The sequence below is a fragment of the Arthrobacter sp. AOP36-F1-5 genome (assembly GCF_058137995.1).
On sequence record NZ_CM176892.1, the window covers coordinates 2,678,195 to 2,691,881 of the forward strand.

The 13,687-nt window shown below is 64.6% G+C and carries 12 protein-coding genes; 2 read left to right on the top strand and 10 right to left on the bottom strand.

What is annotated here, in order from left to right; all coding sequences use genetic code 11:
• Window positions 1-103: 103 nt before the first annotated feature.
• The 3 genes from AC3ZI9_RS12185 to mca form a co-directional block, all read right to left on the bottom strand.
• On the bottom strand, window positions 104-1,384 hold the full coding sequence (locus AC3ZI9_RS12185) for a dicarboxylate/amino acid:cation symporter (RefSeq protein ID WP_096223404.1): 1,281 nt from the start codon (window positions 1,382-1,384) through the stop codon (window positions 104-106).
• A gap of 181 nt (window positions 1,385-1,565) precedes the next feature.
• On the bottom strand, window positions 1,566-1,898 hold the full coding sequence (locus AC3ZI9_RS12190; protein WP_143413271.1) for a hypothetical protein: 333 nt from the start codon (window positions 1,896-1,898) through the stop codon (window positions 1,566-1,568).
• Window positions 1,899-1,980: 82 nt separating this feature from the next.
• Window positions 1,981-2,898, bottom strand: coding sequence for a mycothiol conjugate amidase Mca (gene mca, locus AC3ZI9_RS12195; protein WP_441379824.1), 918 nt, complete (start codon window positions 2,896-2,898; stop codon window positions 1,981-1,983).
• Between the two features lie 70 nt (window positions 2,899-2,968).
• Between mca and AC3ZI9_RS12200 the strand changes: the two genes are divergently transcribed.
• Window positions 2,969-3,412, top strand: coding sequence for a DUF4307 domain-containing protein (locus AC3ZI9_RS12200; protein WP_489923630.1), 444 nt, complete (start codon window positions 2,969-2,971; stop codon window positions 3,410-3,412).
• 215 nt (window positions 3,413-3,627) lie between these two features.
• On the top strand, window positions 3,628-4,119 hold the full coding sequence (greA, locus tag AC3ZI9_RS12205) for a transcription elongation factor GreA (RefSeq protein WP_087000423.1): 492 nt from the start codon (window positions 3,628-3,630) through the stop codon (window positions 4,117-4,119).
• A 71-nt stretch (window positions 4,120-4,190) separates the two neighbouring features.
• Here greA and ilvA read toward each other — a convergent pair whose 3' ends face one another.
• From ilvA to AC3ZI9_RS12240, 7 genes are all read right to left on the bottom strand, one after another.
• Window positions 4,191-5,462 (bottom strand): threonine ammonia-lyase, encoded by a 1,272-nt coding sequence (gene ilvA / locus AC3ZI9_RS12210; RefSeq protein ID WP_096223406.1) that lies wholly within the window; start codon window positions 5,460-5,462, stop codon window positions 4,191-4,193.
• Window positions 5,463-5,488: 26 nt separating this feature from the next.
• Complete coding sequence (locus tag AC3ZI9_RS12215) at window positions 5,489-6,637, bottom strand: AI-2E family transporter (protein ID WP_444553219.1); 1,149 nt, start codon at window positions 6,635-6,637, stop codon at window positions 5,489-5,491.
• Between the two features lie 53 nt (window positions 6,638-6,690).
• Window positions 6,691-7,608 (bottom strand): aldose 1-epimerase family protein, encoded by a 918-nt coding sequence (locus AC3ZI9_RS12220; RefSeq protein WP_096223344.1) that lies wholly within the window; start codon window positions 7,606-7,608, stop codon window positions 6,691-6,693.
• Window positions 7,609-7,727: 119 nt separating this feature from the next.
• Window positions 7,728-8,537, bottom strand: a complete 810-nt coding sequence (locus tag AC3ZI9_RS12225; protein WP_096223345.1) for a Bax inhibitor-1/YccA family protein — start codon at window positions 8,535-8,537, stop codon at window positions 7,728-7,730.
• Window positions 8,538-8,669: 132 nt separating this feature from the next.
• Window positions 8,670-9,953 carry a BtrH N-terminal domain-containing protein gene (locus AC3ZI9_RS12230; RefSeq protein ID WP_096223346.1) on the bottom strand — a complete coding sequence of 428 codons (1,284 nt, stop codon included), beginning with the start codon at window positions 9,951-9,953 and terminating at the stop codon, window positions 8,670-8,672.
• Window positions 9,954-9,957: 4 nt separating this feature from the next.
• Window positions 9,958-11,463, bottom strand: a complete 1,506-nt coding sequence (guaB, locus tag AC3ZI9_RS12235) for an IMP dehydrogenase (RefSeq protein ID WP_096223347.1) — start codon at window positions 11,461-11,463, stop codon at window positions 9,958-9,960.
• Window positions 11,464-11,576: 113 nt separating this feature from the next.
• Complete coding sequence (locus tag AC3ZI9_RS12240) at window positions 11,577-13,679, bottom strand: acyltransferase family protein (RefSeq protein WP_441391762.1); 2,103 nt, start codon at window positions 13,677-13,679, stop codon at window positions 11,577-11,579.
• Window positions 13,680-13,687 lie beyond the last annotated feature (8 nt).

Consider the following 13,687-nt stretch of genomic DNA (forward strand, 5'->3'; position numbering starts at 1 on the left):
CCAGCAACCAAAGAATTCCGGGCACTACTGATCTTGATCAGTAGTGCCCGGAATGGTTTTAGCAGCCTTCCGGATGCCGCTTCCCGACCGCAGGAAGGGGTTGCTACCCCAGGGTGTGGGCCGTCGCCCCCGGGGCTTCTCCCGCTGCGACGTCCTCGTCGGCCGGATCTTGTGCCTGCGCGCCAAGGTTGCCGCTGGTGAGCTTATTCATGATCATCGCGATGGCGCCATCGCCGGTCACATTCGTGGCCGTGCCGAAGCTGTCCAGAGCAATATAGGCGGCGAACATGAGCCCCACCTCTGCCTCGCCGAACCCGAGCATCTGCGTGAGCAGCCCGGCAGCCGCGGCGATCGCCCCGCCGGGCACGCCCGGAGCGGCAATCATCATGACACCCAGCATCAGGATGAACGGCAGGTAGGAGCCGAAGCTGGTTTCCCCGCCCGTGAGTAGCAGGACGGCGAACGAGAAGCAGGTGATCTTCACCATCGACCCGGAGAGGTGGATGGTGGCACACAGCGGAACCACGAAGCCCGCAATGGAGTCGGAGACGTTATTCTTTTTCGTCGAGGCCAGGGTCACCGGAATCGTCGCCGCCGACGAGGAGGTACCCAGCGCGGTGAAGTACGCGTCACGCATATTCCATAGGGCCTTCAACGGGTTCACCCCGGCCATTCCGCCGGCCACCGAGTACTGCGCCAGCAGCACGACGAAGGTCAAGGCAAAGGAGACCACTGCCACGAGCAGGAACTTCGTGAGGACCGTGACCGCGGAGCCGCTGGCGGAAAGATCCATGAAGATCCCGAAGATGAACAGGGGCAGGGCCGGCACAATGATGCGCCGAATCACGATCTCGATGATGGTGCGGAACTCGACGGCTCCACGGAACAGCACCTTGCTGCGGAATGCCGTCAGGCCGATGCCGATGATAAAAGCCAGGACCAGCGCGCTCATGACACCGATGACCGGTTCTAGAACGATTTCCGTGGCAGAATCTCCTGCGCTGGCCACCACCGTGAGGTAGGGGCTGAAACCGGATCCGGAATCTTCGCCGATGGTATCCAGGCCCCCGCCCGCCAACGACGAGGTGAACAGCCAACGACTCACGAAGTAGGCCAGCAGTCCAGCCAACACCGTGGAGCCATACGCGATCAACGCCGTCACCCCCAGCCATTTGCCGGCGCCCTTACCGAGTTCGGCGATCGCGGGCATGACGAGCCCGAGGATAATCAGCGGCACGATGAAGCCCAGGAAGCCAGAGAAGATCGAGTTGTAGGTCATGAAAACCCCGCCGAGCCAGGCAGGCATCACGGGGCCGGTCAGGACTCCCAAGACGATGGCGATGATGACCCAACCGAGCAGCGGGAATGATTTGAGCAACTTGATGACGGTCCTCCGGTCAACTGAATTACAGCGCGCCGGAATGCACGACGCGATTGTGGCGCAGGCCACGCCTCGGCAATATTAGACGGAGCGTGGCAAAACACACAATCCAGCAGAGGGCCCTGCTGGCGGCCACTGGTTCCCGCCCGGGCCGGAACTGCGAGGGAACGCCAGATCCCGCGGATCAGCGGGCCGGGCCCTGGCCGTCGTCGTCGTTCTCGGTCCCGTCGCCGAAATGAATACTGCCATCGGGGCCCGGGTTGCTGCGTGGCGGGAACTCGTCGCTGGCCGCCTGGCGTTCGCGCCCGCGTTCCACCAATTCGTTTTGGCGTTCCTCAGCGGTTCCGGCATAACGGACCCGCCGGATGCGCCGTGTCATGTCCCTGATCAGGAAGATCACCACGATCACCATCGCCGCGGTGGCAACGAAACCCGCGAAGCCCGGGCCGATCTCACGGGCGGCATCTCCGGTGGGGACAGCCGGAGCGGAGCTGGCGGCGACCAGCACTGAAGACAACAGGTTCACTTTTGCTCTTTCTTGGTGGGTACCGGCCCTGGCCGGCCCGCCTAGTCTACCCGTGAGGCGGACAACGGCAGACTTAGCGTAGACCCGCGAAAAGATCTGTTTCGGGTGTCGGGGCTTCGACACGGGAGGTGACCAACGTGTAGTCCTCCCAGGGCCAATACTTTTCGTAGACCCACGTGGGAACGGCAAAGAAGAAGCCCGCCGGGTCGATCTGCGTCCGGTGTGCCACCAAGGCGCGGTCACGGGCTTCAAAGAAGTCGGAGCAGGCGATCTGCGTCGTGGTCTCGTGCGGGCTGACCCAGCGGAACATCTCTTCGTCGGGGTGCGCTTCGAAGGCCTTGACCCGCTCTTCGTAGGGGGAATCAATGCCGTTCTCCACCATGGCGTAGTGCAAGGTGCGAATACGGTCCGGGCTGAAGGCGCGGTCGTAGTAGAGCTTGGAGACCTCCCACGGCTCACCCAGTTCGGGGTAGCGGGCGGGATCGGCAGCTGCTTCGAAAGCCTCGACGGATACCCGGTGGGTCATGATGTGGTCCGGATGCGGGTATCCCCCATTTTCGTCGTAGGTGGTCATCACCTGCGGACGGAACTCACGAATCAATTTCACCAACGGGGCGGCAGCCCGCTCGAGGCTCTGGGTGGCGAAGGACCCGAAAGGCAGCGGTGGCAGCGGGTCCCCCTGCGGAAGGCCCGAGTCCACGAAACCGATCCACCGGTGCTCGATGCCCAACGCGGCGGCGGCTTCGGCCATTTCCTTGCGACGCAGGCCCGCCAGATCCCGGTGGGCGTGGGCCAGTTCGCCTGCGGACGCGTTGAGAATGTCTCCGCGTTCCCCACCGGTGCAGGAGGCCACCATGACACGCGCCCCGGCATGGGCGTAGGCGGCCATCATGGCCGCACCCTTACTGGACTCGTCATCCGGGTGGGCATGGACAGCCAGAAGTCGGAAACCCTCTGACGGCGGGACGGGAACGACCCGGGATTCTTCCACGATGAGCTGCTCCTCAATGCCATCAGGACGGCCGGTTTGCCGTCCTGCGAAAAGACCTAGACTGGTGGGGATGAACACCCAGCAGCCGGCGCCCCCTCCTTCAACGGACGACGCGCCACCGTCCAGCGTAGCCAATCGTTATGGCGCACCCAAGCGCGGCCTGACCCGGCGGCGCAAAACCGTCATGATCTCCGTGGCCCTCGTCCTGGCGATCATCGCCGCAGGCGTGGTCGCCTGGTGGAACGTCAAGCCCTATTCGAGCAAAGATGTTGCGTTCGACATCACCTCAAACACGAGCGCCAACGTCACCATCCAGCTGGAAAAGAAGCCCCGTGACACCGTTTCATGCAATGTGCGGGTGATGAATGAGTCCTACGCCGTCGTCGGTTGGAAGACCGTCACGTTCGGGGCCACCGAAGGCACCGGACGCGAAACGATCATCAAGGACTTTGACCTGCGCACCGAATCGCTCGGAGTCACCGGTGGAGTGACCACCTGTTGGGTCGCCGGCTAGGCCAAGTATGACCACCGTGGGGTAGGCCACTTGGGGTTTCGCCGGATAATGGCTAAAATCGTTCACATACGATCCACCCCGCCTTGAACTGGTGACGGACCGCGGTTCTTCACCACGTATGGCGGGGTCTTTGCTTGCATCGCCTCGGGCGGGGCAAACACTGCAGTTCAGTGGCCGGTCATCCGACCGGCCCATTTACTACAAGGAGAAGTACGTTGACCACCAACCATGAACCGGCTCTCTGGCTCACCCAGGAGGCATACGACCGCTTGTCCGCTGAACTTGAGCACCTGCAGGGTCCCGGCCGCGCTGAGATCGTCGACAAGATCGAGCAGGCCCGTTCCGAGGGCGACCTGAAAGAAAATGGTGGCTACCATGCCGCCAAGGAGGAACAGGGCAAAGCCGAAGCCCGGATCCAGTACCTCTCGGACTTCCTGCAGAAAGCCGAAGTCGGCGACGCCCCGGCCGATGATGGCGTGGTGGAGCCCGGCATGCTCGTCGAGGCGAATATCGCCGGCGACAAAACCACCTTCCTCTTCGGCAGCCGCGAAGTCGCCGGCGACTCGGGTCTCGAGGTCTACAGCGAAAAGTCACCCATCGGCGCTGCCGTCCATGGCAAGAAGGTCGGCGATAAGCTCAGCTACACCGCGCCGAATGGTAAGTCGATCGACGTGGAGATCATTTCCGCGACGCCTTACGTCGGCTAAGTACCTGCCGCTGCGGCCTGCATCTCCCCCCGGGGAGATGCAGGCCGCAGGTTTTTAACCAGAAAACCTGCTCAGGTGGTGATGATGAGCGGCTGGAAGCCTTCCGCGCGCAAGTTGTCCAGCACCTGTTCGGAATGCAGGTGGCCCTTGGTCTCCATATCAATGGTGATGGCCACATCCCCCATCGACAGCGAACCACCGATCCTGGTGTGGTCCACTCCGGTGACGTTGGCATCGGATTCGGCGATCACCCGGGAAATCGTGGCCAGCTCTCCGGCCCGGTCATCGAGCATCATCCGCACCGTCAGGTAGCGTCCAGCGACCGCGAGGCCACGCTGGATCACCTTCAGCAGCAGCAACGGGTCGATATTGCCTCCCGAGAGGACGACGGCGGTGCGCTGAGAATCGATGCCCAGTTCGGCCAGTTTGCCCTCCAACAGGGCCGCGACCCCGACGGCGCCCGCCGGTTCCACCACGAGTTTGGAGCGCTCCAGCAAGAACACCAGGGCCCGGGCCAGCGCATCTTCGCTGACCGTCACGACGTCGTCCACCAGCTCACGGATGATCGTGAACGGCAGTTGGCCCGGACGGCCCACGGCGATGCCGTCGGCGATCGTGGAAACCTTCTCCAAGGGCACGAGCGCGTCGGCGGCCAGCGAGGGCGGATAGGAGGCAGCATTCTCGGCTTGGACGCCGATGACCCGGATCTCCCGGCCCTGTTCGCGGGCCTTGGCTTTCACCGCCGTCGCCACGCCGGCCAGCAGGCCTCCCCCACCGACTCCCATGAGCACGGTGTCGACGTCGGGCAGTTGTTCCAGCAGCTCCAACCCGATGGTTCCCTGACCGGCAATGATGTCGGCGTTGTCGAAGGGGTGCACAAACACCGCTCCGGTGGCGTCGGCATAGCGTTGGGCCTCCGCAAGCGCCTCATCGACGTTATGCCCGTGCAGGATCACTTCGGCACCGTGATCCTTGGTCGCGGTGAGTTTGGGCAGGGCCACACCCAACGGCATATAGATCCTGGCGGTGATACCCAGTCGTGCGGCGGCCACGGCGACACCCTGGGCGTGGTTGCCGGCCGAAGCGGCGACGACACCGCGGGCCTTCTCTTCCTCGCTCAGCCGGGCCATGCGCACATAGGCGCCACGGACCTTGAAGGAACCAGCACGCTGGAGGTTCTCGCATTTGAGGTAGACATCGCTGCCGGTCAAGGTTCCCAAGGCACGGGAGTGTTCCACCGGGGTGTGCGCGATGACGCCCTCCAGGAGCTCGGCGGCTGCTTCGATATCGGCCAGGGAGACGGGCAGGGTCTGGTGGGTGGTGGTATCGGGTGGCTGCTGCATGGGGACGCTTTCATCAAGGGAGTCGGTCACCGGGGGGGTTCTCCGGTGCGGGGGCCGGGCGACGGGACGGCATCGGTTTCGCCGTCGAGGTCTGCCGGCGCAGTGAATGGCGCGCTGGGACCCGGGGGCGGATCGCCATCCACGGCCCACGCCCCGGGGGTTTCCCAGCCGCGCGCCGAAATATAGCGGATCATGGTGTTCAGCACGGCCATCACCGGCACGGCGAACAGGGCGCCGGTGATACCGGCAATGAGCGTGCCGCCGGTCACGGCCAAGACGACGGCCAAGGGGTGGAGGCTCACCGCCCTGCCCATGACCAGCGGCTGCAAGATATGAGATTCTGCCTGCTGGACCAGCAGGACGACGGCGAGCATGACGAGCGCGTTGATCCAGCCGTTGGCCACCAGGGCCAAGAGGACGGCCAGGGCGCCGGTGGCCAGCGCACCGATGATGGGGATGAACGAGCCCAGGAAGACCAGTCCACCCAACGGAAAGGCCAGCGGTACCCCGAGGATGGCGGCACCAACACCGATACCGACGGCGTCGATGAAGGCGACAAAGAGCTGCACCCTGGTGTAGTTGACCAGGCTGATCCAGCCCCGGCGTCCGGCGCCATCGGTCGCGGCGCGGGCCCGACGGGGCATCAGCCCCACCACGAACGTCCAGATGCGTTCGCCTTCGAGGAGGAAGAAGACCAACGAGAAGAGGGCCAGCAGCAGGCCGGCGGCACCGTGCCCGAGCGCACTGCCCCAGGACACGGCACCGCTGAGGATCGTGTCACTATTGGATTGCAGCTGGCTCAGGGCCCCGTCGAGGTAGCGATCCAGGTCTTGGTTGCTCAGCTGGAGTGGCCCGTCCGATAGCCAGTGCTGGACCTGGGAAACGCCGGCCAGTGCCTGCTGCCATAGGCTCATCATGCCCCGGGCCATGGTCCGCCCCACCAGCGAGAGCAAAATGGTGATGACGGCCAAAAACAGCAACATGGTGACCCCGGTGGCCAACCCGTTGGGGAGCTTCCACCGCCGCAGCAACCGCACCACCGGCATCAGCAACCCGGCCAGAAGTGCAGCGATCATCAGGGGGATGACCAGCAGGGAAACGTGGCTGAGGAGCCAGAGCATCAGGCCCGTCGTGGCCACGATGATGGCTACTCGCCAGCTCCAGGCTGCGGCCATTCGCACACCATACGGAAGATCCCCGGTGACGTTGCGGTGTCCCGGCTCGGGGGTTAGAGCCATGATTCGATGCCCCAACGCCCGATCAGGTGCTCATGTGGGGCCAACCAGGTCAGTCCGTCACCTGAATTGAAGGCATTCGCCGGCGCCGTCATCGGCTCGATGGCCACCGCCAACGGCTGGCCGGCGTACCCCTCGGTGACGAAGACTTGGGCGTACCCGAAGCCGGCATCGGCCCACAGCCCGACGGCCCGCCCGTCGGGCGCGGTGAGACGGTGGTGGTGTACCCCGTCGTCGTGCAGGGTCAGTCCGGTCAAGCCGATATCGATGCGCAGGTCTCCCACGCGGCGTCCGGCGCGCAGATCAGTATCCCCGTCCACGGGCGAGGTCCCGGTGGGGATGAGTCGTTCGTCGGTTTCCAGGACGGTGTCGGCCTGCACGGTCACCAGCAGTTCTTCGGTGGGCACCTCCCCCAACCGTAGATAGGGGTGGGCCCCGAGTGCTGCGGGGGCCTTGCGTTCACTGTGGTTCAGCAAATCCTGGGTGACCGAGAGCCCGCCTTCTGCGTCGAGGGCGTAGGTCACGGTATGGGTCATCCGGAAGGGGAAACCGTGCTGCGGGAAGATCTCGGCCGAGAGGCAGATCAACGATTCGCTGGAGGCCTCGAGGCGGTATCCGGTATTGCGCAGCAGGCCGTGGATGGCGTTGCCGTTGGCCACCTCGGTCAGGTCCAGTTGCTGGGTCTGCCTGTCCAGTTCCCACCGCCCGTCACGGATCCGGTTCCCCCAGGGGGCCAGCAGGATTCCCGAGCCGGAGGGCGGCAATTCGTGTTCACCGAAGGGCTGGGCCAGGTCGATGCCGTTCCGGCGGTAGATGCGCAGGGCCGCAGCCAATTCGGTGACGACGGCTTCGGCTCCGCCGCCGCGGATCGTGAACTGCCGACCCGTGGGCGCGGCCGTGGTTCCACTCATCGCTGTTCCCTTCCTGGCTGGATGTTCTCCTACGATATCGCCGCGGGGAACCGGGTGCCGCATACATGACGACGGCGGCACCCTGAGGGGCACCGCCGTCGTCCGTGATGGATTCGTGCCTAGAGTTCTCGCATGATGGCGATGATGCGCAGAATCTCCACGTACAGCCACACCATGGTCACGGTCAGGCCGAAGGCTGCGGTCCAGGCGAACTTCGCCGGGGCGCCCTGTTCGACGCCGCGCTGGATCTGGGTGAAGTCCAGCACCAGCGAGTAGGTGGCCAGCAGGACGGCCAGCGCACCGATCGCGAGGCCCATCCATCCCGAACGGAGTCCGAACATGGAATCGGTGACGCCGAACAGCATCAGGCCCAGGTTCACCAGGCTGAACAGCAGGTAGGCGCCCATGGCGATGGTGAACATCTTGGTCATCTTCGGGGTCGCCCGGTATTTGCCGGAGCGGTAAAGCAGCAGGGTCACGGCGAAGACGGAGAAGGTGGCCAGTACCGCCTGGACGGCAATGCCCTCATACATGCCGTTCAACACCGCCGAGATGGCACCGAGGAACACGCCTTCGGCCGCGGCATAGAGCATGATCAACACCGGGGAGGGCTCGCGCTTGAAGATGTTGACCAGCGCCAGCACGAAGCCGACGAGCATCCCTGGAAGCATCAGCGCCGGGACCTGCCAGCCGATCACTGCCGTGATGACCAGGAGGCCCCACATCAGCACGGTCTTGGAGACGACGTCGTTATAGGTCAGCCGTCCGGTCTGGGCCGGTGAGGCTGACGGTGAGTTGTAGAGATCCTGCAGGGACTGCGAGCTCATCGGCTCGGCCGTGCGCTGGTCACTGGTGGTCGTGTTCCCCTCGGGCCGCATTTGCTCGCGGAACGCCTTGGACTGGAACATCGGGTTGCCCCCACGGGCCATGGTGTTCTCCTCAATAAGTTCGTTTCACTGATCCTACCGGGTACAACGCATGGGCCGACAAAAATGATCCCCGAAGTGACAACGGTTTTTCCGGCGCTCTTCCCGCCGTCGCCGCTCCGCCACGGACGCCGCCTACTCGCTGATCGTGGCGAGCACCTCGACGAGTCGGGTTGCCGCGTTTTCCTCGGCCACGGCCAACGGCTCCACCCGGTCGGCGATGGCTGCGAAATGCCCGCTTCGTTCATCCGGGTCGATATCGGGATCAATCATGTCGGTCAGCTCATCCCACTGTCCGGCCACAGCCCGGTAGTCGGGGCTGCACTCGGCCAGCCGTTCAAGGCCCGGCAGCTCCGAGGCCTCGTCGAGGAAGTCTGCGTAGAGTCCCCGCAGTCCTCCCGGGCCTCCGTAGCGTCCATCGGTGAGGAACTCGACGACCGTGTCCAAGGCGTGGGCCAGCCGGCCCGGTTCGGAGAGGAGCCCGGTCCACCCCTGAGCCGAAGTGGTGTCACGCAGTTGCCCGGCCCAAGTGCGCAGGCCGGTAATCCCCACCTGTGGGGCGAAGTGTGCCGGCAGGTCGTTCAGATCGCTGGTCCCCAGCAGACGCCCGGTGGTCTCTTCGATGGCTTGAAGGATGTTTCTTTTCAGCGTTTCAACATCGGGCCCACCGGAAGAAGGCACCCATGCCTGCCAGTTCTTCAGGGCCTTGAGTCGACTGCGGGCAGCGGCCAAGGTTTCGGGGGCAATCAGCTGCAGTTCCCCGGAGCCGTCATCGATGATCAGCTCCTCCTCGTCATGTTCGCCGAGTACCGCCACATCCACTGGTTCGTCCTCATCGGCGATGCCGATCTCCATCCACGGCAGGGAAGCCCTGCTGATCCGGACGACGACGGCACGGCCGGCGTCCAGTCCGGCGTCCAAGTATTGGGCAGCCAGCCGGGCGCTGCCGGTCTTCTGCTCGCGAACCTTTGCCCCGCTGCGGGTTAACAGATTCGCCGTATAGGGCTCGGGGTGGGCCCGGGTGACCACCGTGGCGGTCGTGGTCGATGCATCGTCGAAGACGAACACCATGAAACCGATGCCCCCGGCCAGGCCGGCCAGCAGTGCCTCGCTGAGCGGCTGGCCGGTCAGCGGGTGGGCCACCCCGGCCTGGGTGAGCACCCGGTGCCAGAGACCTGCGTCGTACTGGGTCACCCCAGCCGGTGCCGGGTACTCCGGTAGCTCATGAGGATCCGCCGCCGGTTGACCCGACCGGGCAGCCGGATCGCCCGCGCGTATCGGGGTACCCGCTGGAGCGGGGCGCGCCGAGGGACGTTCGGGACGGCCGTCGAGGAGGGCCTTGCGTGCTGTGGTGTAGGACTCCCCCGTACGCTCCATGCGTTCACGGGTGAGCTTCTTGAGCTGCTTCGGCTGGGCCACGTGGTTAGCGCGTTCGGTAGTTCGGGGCTTCGACGGTCATCGTGATGTCGTGGGGGTGGGATTCCTTCAGCCCCGCAGCGGTGATGCGCACGAATTTCCCACGCTCCTTCAACGCCGGAATCGTGCGTCCGCCGACGTAGAACATGGTCTGGTGAAGCCCGCCGACCAACTGGTGTGCGACGGCTGCGACCGGGCCGCGATAGGGAACCTGGCCTTCGATGCCTTCGGGGATCAGCTTCTCGTCCGAGGGGACGTCGGCCTGGAAGTAGCGGTCCTTCGAGAAGGACGTGTTCTTCCCCCGGGTTTGCATGGCGCCCAAGGAGCCCATGCCGCGGTAGGCCTTGAACTGTTTGCCATTCATGAAGACCAGTTCACCCGGGGATTCGGCCGTGCCGGCCAACAGGGAGCCGAGCATCACCGAATCGGCGCCGGCGACCAGGGCCTTGCCGATATCGCCCGAATGCTGCAGACCGCCATCGGCGATCAGTGGCACGCCTGCGGGGATGGCCGCCTTGGCGGATTCGTAGATGGCGGTGATCTGCGGGACACCCACGCCGGCGACAATACGCGTGGTGCAGATCGAGCCCGGACCGACCCCGACCTTGATCGCGTCCGCGCCGGCATCGATGATCGCCTGGGCCCCCTCACGGGTGGCCGCCTGACCGCCGATGACATCCACATGGGCTGCCGCCGGGTCCTTCTTCAGCCGGGCGATCATATCCAGCACACCCTGGCTGTGGCCGTTGGCCGTATCCACGACCAGGACGTCAACCCCTGCCTCGACCAGGGTCATGGCGCGGTCGTAACCTTCACCGAAGAAGCCGACGGCTGCACCAACGCGCAGACGCCCCTCCTCGTCCTTGGTGGCCAGCGGGTACTGCTCGGCCTTATCGAAGTCCTTGACGGTGATCAGGCCCTGCAGGACGCCGGCGTCGTCGACCAGCGGGAGCTTCTCGATGCGGTGCTTGCTCAACAGTGCGATGACTTCATCGCGGGGAACACCGACCCTCGCGGTGATCAGCGGCATCGCGGTCATCGCCTCGTAGACCTTGGTGGTCAGGAACTGTTCGAGGGGGATGAAGCGGGTGTCCCGGTTGGTGATGATGCCCAGCAGCTTCTTTTCCGCATCCACGACCGGCAGTCCGGAGACCCGGTAGTGGCCACAGAGGTCATCCAGCTCCTGCAAGGTAGCATCCGGGCTGATGGTCACCGGGTCGGTGATCATCCCTGATTCACTGCGCTTGACCTGGTCGACCTGGCGGGCCTGGTCGTCGATGGAGAGGTTGCGGTGGATGATGCCGATGCCGCCTTGGCGGGCCAGCGAGATCGCCATCGGCGCCTCGGTGACCGTATCCATGGCCGCGGAGAGCAACGGGATGTTGATGTTGATCCGCTTGGTCAGCCGCGTGGAGGTATCCGCTTCCGAAGGGATGACGTCCGTGGGCCCGGGCAGCAGCAGTACGTCGTCGTAGGTGAGGCCTTCAAGGGCAAAGGGATTGAACTCGGACACGGGGAACCTTTCGAAGCCGTCAGAGGATTGCTTACATCCTAGGACCTTCGGCGCCCGACTGACACGCCTTAGCTCCGGTGGTGTGTGCAACGCAACCCTGGGGCGGGGTGCCTTTACCAGTCCAGTGCCGATTTCAGTCGGCGTTCGAACACCTCGGAGGTGCTGCGCGCGTAGGTCTTGGTCAGATGGGATTTGTCGAGATAGACCAACACGTTGCCGATGACGGGGCGGCAGATTCCGTCCGGGCAGAGTTCGCTGGTCATATCCAAAAAGCCCAGGTCGCCCGGGAGTTCTCCCCTCATGGCTTCGGCGTGGAGGTCATCCAGCGGGGAGTCGGCGGCGATGAGCTCATCTCGGGGGACCTGGCATTGTTCGGAGTCCGGCCCGTTGAGGTCCACGCATTCGGGCACACCGAGCCCGAAGCGGGGGGTATCGCGCATCGCAATGACCTGTTTGCCTTGTTCGAGGAAGGGCCGGATTCCTTCTTCGTAGCCAGGGACGACGGTCTCCTCATCGGCAGGGGTGCGCTCATCGGTGGACCCGTAGGCCTGCGTGAGAGTACCGAGCGTCAGTACGGCGTCTGCCTCGTGGTCCAGCACGTAGTCGGTGGCCGCCTCGTTGAATTCGTTGCATTCGGCATCACGGCTGCGGTCCTCGGCGCCGAACCGGCAGGCGTTGCGGTTGATCAGCACCCACGCCCAGTTGTTCTTCTGGGCCGCCTGGTCCAGTGCGCTGGTCCAATGCTGGGCGTGCGAATCCCCCAGGACGATGATGGTCTGATCGGCGGTCTGCGGATCCCCGCCCATTTGGCAAAATTCCATGACCGGGTCCGTGAGTTCATAGCCCTGGCCACATTCACCGCCGTAGTTCGCCCACTCCCCCGAGAGTTGGGTCGCTAGTGGACGCACCATGGCTTCGGGGTCTCCGGTGGGCTCGTAACCCGGCGTCAAGGATGCGGCACCGGGGTTGTCCAGCTTCGGTTGGGACTGGGCTGCCGTTTCGTCGGCGGCAACCCGAGCCTGCCAGCCGCTCAGGGGCATCGCGACCATGCCCACCAGCAGACCGACGACGAGTCCGAGCCGTCGGCGCCGTAGCGTGGGCCACCGCCAGCCGTGGAATGGGGTCTCAACGCCCTTGGTCGTCACCCAAGCCAGCCCCAAGGACAGTCCGATGACGCCAAGACCACCCAGAAAGTCGGGTTCATCGAGTCGATTCACCGACAGATAGATCACCAGGATGGGCCAGTGCCAGAGATACAGCGCGTATGAAAGGTCCCCCAGCCGGGTCAGCGGGCGGGCCGCCAACAACCGGTCGACGCCGAACGGATGTCCCGTCCGTCCGGCGGTGATGATCGCCGCAGCCGACAAGGTCGGCCAGAGGGCGATGTATCCGGGAAACTGCTGCTGGACCTGCAGCAGGATGCCGCAGGAAAGCATCGCCAGCAGGCCAGCCCACCCCAGGGCCACACGCACCGCCATCGGCAATTGGCCGATATGGGGAAGGAGCACGGCCAGCAAGGACCCGAGAGCAAACTCCCACAGCCGGGCCCCGGTGTCGAAATAGGCCCAGGACTGGCTGGTGCTCGTGATGTGGATCGAGTACGTCAAGGAACCGATGAAGACGAGGCCGAAGGCCACCGCTAGGACGGAGCCGAATCCTACGTGTGGACGAGCCCTGCGGAGCAGTTTCCAGACGAGTGCGGCCGCTCCGATGACCAGCGGCCACAGGATGAAGACCTGCCCTTGGATCGACAGCGACCAGAAGTGCTGCAAGGGGCTGGCGGCTCCATGGTTTTCGGCGTAATAGTCCACCGATTCCCGCGCCAGCGTCCAGTTCTGCGTATAGAAAAGAGTCGACCAGGTCTGTTCGAAGACCTCGCCCCACCGGGTCCTGGGCAGCAGCGCCGCGGTAGCTAGAAGAACGGCCAAGAGGACGACGACGGCTGCCGGCAACAGTGATTTGAACCGGTGCAACCAGTACCTCAGCAGCCCGATCGGCTTCCCCGCGGACACTTTATAGGCGAACGATGAGGTCAGCAGGAACGCCGAGATCAGCAGGAAGACATCGACGCCTCCGGAGACGCGTCCCAACCAGACGTGGTAGGTGACCACCATGAGTACGGCGAAAGCGCGAAGGCCCTGAACTTCGGGGCGGTAATGCGGTTTGCTCGGGGCCGGAGTCGCGGTTCCGGGTCGGTAGCGGCGTGGATCAGACATGGTTTCGC

Excerpts from the sequence above, each read along its gene's own strand:
- AC3ZI9_RS12200 (WP_489923630.1), top strand. The coding sequence starts at position 2,969 with ATGAACACCCAGCAGCCGGCGCCCCCTCCTTCAACGGACGACGCGCCA.
- ilvA (WP_096223406.1), bottom strand. The coding sequence starts at position 5,462 with ATGCAGCAGCCACCCGATACCACCACCCACCAGACCCTGCCCGTCTCC.
- AC3ZI9_RS12215 (WP_444553219.1), bottom strand. The coding sequence starts at position 6,637 with ATGGCCGCAGCCTGGAGCTGGCGAGTAGCCATCATCGTGGCCACGACG.
- AC3ZI9_RS12220 (WP_096223344.1), bottom strand. The coding sequence starts at position 7,608 with ATGAGTGGAACCACGGCCGCGCCCACGGGTCGGCAGTTCACGATCCGC.
- AC3ZI9_RS12225 (WP_096223345.1), bottom strand. The coding sequence starts at position 8,537 with ATGGCCCGTGGGGGCAACCCGATGTTCCAGTCCAAGGCGTTCCGCGAG.
- AC3ZI9_RS12240 (WP_441391762.1), bottom strand. The coding sequence starts at position 13,679 with ATGTCTGATCCACGCCGCTACCGACCCGGAACCGCGACTCCGGCCCCG.